The sequence below is a fragment of the Kitasatospora sp. NPDC059648 genome, from assembly GCF_042734825.1.
Lineage (GTDB): Bacteria > Actinomycetota > Actinomycetes > Streptomycetales > Streptomycetaceae > Kitasatospora.
The window spans coordinates 1-5,308 of sequence record NZ_JBHWDU010000178.1 but is presented as its reverse complement, the minus strand read 5'-3'; the positions used below and the strand labels follow the sequence as shown (position 1 = coordinate 5,308).

The window sequence follows — 5,308 nt, the reverse complement described above, 5'->3', positions numbered from 1 at the left end:
CCACGAACTTCACCGTGCTGGGCGACGGCGCCATCCTGGCCGTCTCCCCGCCCGGAACCGGAACCGTCCCCGTCACGGTGATCACGCCCGCCGGCACCAGCAACGGCGCCTCCTACACCTACCTGTAGGACGGCGGCCGAACCGCCGCCATCCGTAGGGGGGATGCGGCGGAGAAACAGTGAGCTCCGGCAGCAGAGGCTGCCGGAGCTCACTGTTCGTCAGGCACGACCTGCGGGAGAGCGTGTCCGCGCGGTTCCGTGAGCAGTGGCCGCCCGTCCAGTACTGCAACCGCAGTCATGGGGGGGGCGGCCTCGGCGTTCGTCATGGCTGTGGCGGGCACGGGCCTGGCTGCGGCGTCACCAGTACGACCACCTCAGATGGCGGGCCGCGGTGAGGTGGCGAGGGTGGAGGAGCAGGCAAGATGAGGCGGCGGGTCTCGGGGACGGACAGCGGTACCAGGCCGCTACTGCTGGGTCTGAGCCCTTTGCCGGCTCGGGTGCCCGGATGGCGGTCCAGCAGGCGAGGACGGCCGTGGAAGCGGAGGCGCCGGGACGGCACCGGTGCTGCTCCTCCCTTCGTGCGGAAAGGGGAAGTCGGCCGGCCGAAGCGCCGACCGCCTTGCACCCCGGTGCCGGGCGCCCGTGTCACCGGCTGACGACAGTGATCGTTCCGGCGCCGCCTTCTCGGCGCTGTGCGGCCAGGGCTTCCTGGTAGGTGACGTACTGGCGAACGGTGCCGTCAGGCAGGCTCAGCTGGTAGACGACGGTTTGCGGTGATCCTCCGCCGCAGTTGCAGGCCATGGTTCAGTGTCCTTTCCGGGGGCTGGGGTTCGGGGCTTCTCAGGAGGGGGCGTTGGTCAGTCCAGCCATCGTGAGACCACGCCCGTCAGGTAGGAGACGCTGAGCGCGGTCGCCGGTATCCGGAACCACGGGCTGCCCTCCAGGCACGCGCCGCAGCCGACCGCGACCGCGGATACCCAGACGCTCGAACACCAGCCGCAAGTGATCAGATAGGCGGCCTTGGACTCCTCGCCGAAGCGATCGGCCGCCCAGATCCTGAGACCGCCCGCGAGGGTGTCCTTGGTCAGGAAGCGGGTGATGCGGCAGGTGGCGCCGAGCGCGAGGAGGAACATGGTCAAACTCATGGGGACAACTCCACTGACCAGGGACGCGGCGGTACGGTTGCGGGCGTCGCGGCGGGTACGGTGGCTTCGCCGCCAGGCCCTCAGCGCGTCCGTCCCCCCGCCGTGCGAGGGCGGGGGGACGGACTTCGGGGTCGGCCGCTCATCTGCGGACGACGAGGTCAGGCCTCACCCGGCTCGGCCCCCAGTACCGGTCCGCGATCCACGTCCCGGGCCCGGTAGGACCGGTCCGGTCACTACTGCGGCCGACAGGGCAGCAGGGTGCCGGTCGACTGCAGCGTCGTGCCGCCGACGGTGGCGGTCGCGGTGAAGGCGCCGGATTGGACCTGAAGCAGGTTCAGGTCGGTGGTGAGGATCGCGATCCCGGACGCGTCCGTCACCGCCGATCCCACCGGCTGTCCGGCGACGAGGAAGTTCACCGTCACGCCGGCGGCCGCGGGAGTGAGCTGGGCCTTCAGTGTGGCGCTGACGGGGTACGGCTGCCCGTGCGAGGGGGTCTCCAGCGCGTGCTCCCAGTGGCCCCGCCAGCAGGACGGCAGCGCCTGCAGGCTCACGGCGGGGCCGCCCACGCCGACGGTGATCGGGACGGGGAGCGAGACGACGTTGGTGCAGGTGCAGGTGGTGCCCGCCGCGGTGACGGTGGCGGTCAGCGACACCGGCCCGGCGGTGGGGAAGGTCATCGACCCACTGGCGATACCGAGTGCGTTGGTCGTGACGGTCACCGGGGCAGCCCCGCCGCCGTTGAAGGTGACCGCCGCACCCGCAACGGGCACGCCGTTGCACAGCACCACCGCGGACACGACGGCGGGCTGGCCCACGACTATCGGGCCGACCACCGGCTGGATGACGACCACCGAACAGGCCGGCGGCGCCGGCACGGTGACGGTGATCGGCGCGAAGGTGCAGGCCGCACAGGTGCCGGCGGCGGGGGTGAAGCTGACCCCCACCAGCTGACCGGCCGTCAGCGCCAGTCCCAGACTGACTGAACCGACCACGCCGTTGACCACCGGGGCGGTGACCGTACCCCCGCCCGGCAGGGTGTAGGTCAGGGTGCCGTTGACGGAAGTCAGGCCGGCGCTGCAGGTCAGGGTGGTCTGGGCGGTCACGAGGCCGCCGACGGCGATCGACAGCGTCGTGGAGATGGTCCCGGCCGGGGCCGCGTTGACGGTGACCGTGCCGCTGTCTGCCCCGACCACCGTGGCGACGGCATTCAGGTAGGTCACCAGGACCAGCTGCGCGCCGGAGCCGACAGCCGTGAACGTCGCCGGTCCGGAGGCGCCGGCGACCACCGGCAGCGACTGCGGGGCGGCGCCGTCGTAGAAGAAGACAGCGGTGACGGCCCCCGCCGGCGCGCCGGTGGCCGTGGCGGTGAAGGCGGAGCACGCCGCCACGGGGGTGGGAACGATGGTTACTGCCATGTGAGCAGCCCCTTGAGTGAGTCGGGAGTGGGGCTGCCCGAACCTGGCCGCGCCAGATGGTGCGGCCGACGAATTCCACCTGTCAGGGTGCCCGTGCATGGGGACGGTGACCCGTCAAGCGATCACCACCCCGACGCCCCGACAGGGGAATGGGCACCCCACAGTCGGTCACCGCCATTACAACCACGCCGGTCCGCCGAGGCCATACCCTCCAGGTCGAATAACCCATATGAACCAACGCTCTGAACACCACCACACCCAACAGTCGCTCAGACCACGGGACTTGCACCGCACGGGGCGCACTGTACGACTCCGCACGCCCCCGTTCCCGCCACACTGACCGCCTGCCGCAGCGTTACGCCGGCAGTTGCCGGCGGGGGCCAGCGGCGATCAACCCGGCCATGCACTCCAGCGCCTGCCCTCACGGCTCCGATCTTGAAACGCGACGCAGAGCGGGCATGCAACCCCGCCGGGGCCGCCTTCCACTCCTCGACCCGCCCCACCCAGAGCTCGATCACCCGGCCCGGTCACATCATGAGCAAGTGCGGTTGCGTAAGAGGGTGCGAACCATGCCCTCCGCAGGCTGCGCATCATGACTGGACGAGGGCGAAGGGGCCGATGCTGGTGTCGTTCATCGGCGACGACTGGGCCGAAGATCACACGATGTCTAGTGCAGGAGGGGACAGGCCGTGAGCTCGCAACCGCCTGCCTGCCGGGCGGAGTTGATGGCATCGCGACCCTGCACGCCATTGTGGCCCGGCACGGCGACGAGGACCTCGAAGCCGGGCAGGTGATGTCAGACGGGGGGTGCGCCTGCGGCCGGGACCGCCTGGGGCCCCTCAGGGTGATCGCCGTCATCTCCCGGGCGCTGACGGCCCCGGGCACGACGACGGCCGTCGTCCCGATGCCCATGACGAACGCGGGGATCGCGGACACACGAGCATCCGGAGACGGCCTTTCGGACACCGGGTACGTTGAACCCTCACCGGCGAACCGCACGGGTCGAACCGGAGCGCAGGCACGGCGCGCCGGCCGCAAGGGCCGCCGTCGTCCGTGCGCCAGCCGTCGCAGTGAGCCTCGTCCGTGCGGCGACCACGTGTGGATGACCTCGGCCGGGCGCCTCCCGTAGGGGGCGCTGACTGCCCGCCGACGCCGTCGGTGCGTACCGCCCCAGCAGAAGCCCCGGGCGCCCAAGTATCGGACTCGCCGTTCGGCGGTCCGGGGAGATCGGTGCGGCACTGCGCCGGGCCACCGCACCGGCGGGCGTGCTGAGGAACCTTCGGAATGCTTGGACGCCTCCTGGCGTATGCAAGCCGCCGCACCCGCCGACGCCGCTGAGGCGGCGCCGACGGATGGATCCAGATCCTCCAGGGGGTGCCCATCGCGAGCCGCACGTCACCCGCCGCCTGAAGCACGGCGAGCGCCGGCTGCACGTTCCCCCGGGAGGGATGGGCGGCCCGCCGGTTGGATACAGAAAAGTAATCCAGAGCCGAAAATCGGTGACAAGCCCTCCGATCGGCATTCACCCGATCGGCGGAGTGTCCGGCCGAATCACGCGATACGGAGAATGGCCGGCCGTGGAACGCCGAACCGCCACCGCTCAGCGGAGGCGGAGTTGCCGGGCCGCGGAATTGCATGCGGATTCCCCACACCACGGAAGGCGCTCGCGCCGGACGGCAGCGGCGGACCCTTCCGCCCGGAAATGAGCACGCCGGCGCCCTGCGAGTGGTCGGCTGGTTCCGGCTCCGGTCGACGAGCTGGCCAAGCGGCTGCATCGGCATCCTCGGACGGCCTGACGCGCCGATTCCCCTGCCGGGAGGAATCCTCCCGGCAAAGATCAGCAGCTCCGCTCACCGAAATAGGCCGCGGGCGGGTTCGTTCACGTCGCTCCTGCGGCCGACGGCCTCGACCTGTCCGGCGACACCCTTGGCTGCGGGCGGCCGACCCCGAGAGCGGCCGGACGCGTTCCGGTCCGGCAGGACCGCCCGCGTCGTGCGACGAGTTCGATCCGACGTCTCCGCGGCCTGGTGCGCCGGCACCGGCCGCGGTCCGTTCTCTCCCGGTTCGCCGGGAGCAGGTGGCAGCGGTGCCGGGACGGGACCCGCCCGGGCGTGACGATTTCCGCTCGGGCGCGAGCCCGGGCCGAACGGGTGGTGCTCAGGAGGTGCCGGTGATGGTCACCGCGGTGCCACCGGAGGCCAGGCCCGGGTGAACGCGGCCACGGGGGGTGCGTCCACATAGGCGGGGTGAAGCCGTTGTGGTCCCGTCGGCGATGGTCACGCGCACACCGACCGATCCGAGCGCAGTGCCCGCGGGCACGGCGACGGTGATGACACCACTGTGCGGCGTCAATCCCTGCTGACGCCCGAGCACATCGACACGGGTGTAGGAGCGAGCGGGGGGCGCACGCCAGGCTCGCGCATCGGCATATGCCCCAGGCCACTTCGATGAGCGTCCTGTCGGCCGCACGCTCAGCGGGTGACCCGGGCTCGTGCGCGGGGGCCGGTCGGGCTTCACGCAAGGCGGCCGACCGGAACCAGTCCGCCTCAGGAAACAAGGGAGGACCGCGAGCGCTCAGCTCCGGCACAGGTCTACGCCAGTCCATCGCCACTGCACACTTGAAGAAGTCATCAAGTACAAAACAGTGAGGATCAGGCCACTGTTTGGCTGATCCGTGCCCGCGGCTTGACACGGCATGCGCGGGGCCTCTGCCAATTGACTGCCGGGTTATTCGCTCACTCAAATTGTG

The 5,308-nt window shown here is 70.9% G+C and carries 3 protein-coding genes; all 3 read right to left on the bottom strand.

The window, feature by feature from the left end; all coding sequences use genetic code 11:
- Positions 1-644: 644 nt before the first annotated feature.
- Complete coding sequence (locus ACFV1W_RS39940) at positions 645-800, bottom strand: hypothetical protein (RefSeq protein WP_380422419.1); 156 nt, start codon at positions 798-800, stop codon at positions 645-647.
- 56 nt (positions 801-856) lie between these two features.
- Positions 857-1,144: a hypothetical protein gene (locus ACFV1W_RS39935; RefSeq protein ID WP_380422417.1), complete on the bottom strand. Its 288-nt coding sequence runs from the start codon at positions 1,142-1,144 to the stop codon at positions 857-859.
- Positions 1,145-1,377: 233 nt separating this feature from the next.
- Positions 1,378-2,559, bottom strand: a complete 1,182-nt coding sequence (locus ACFV1W_RS39930) for a hypothetical protein (RefSeq protein WP_380422415.1) — start codon at positions 2,557-2,559, stop codon at positions 1,378-1,380.
- Between the last annotated feature and the right edge of the window lie 2,749 nt (positions 2,560-5,308).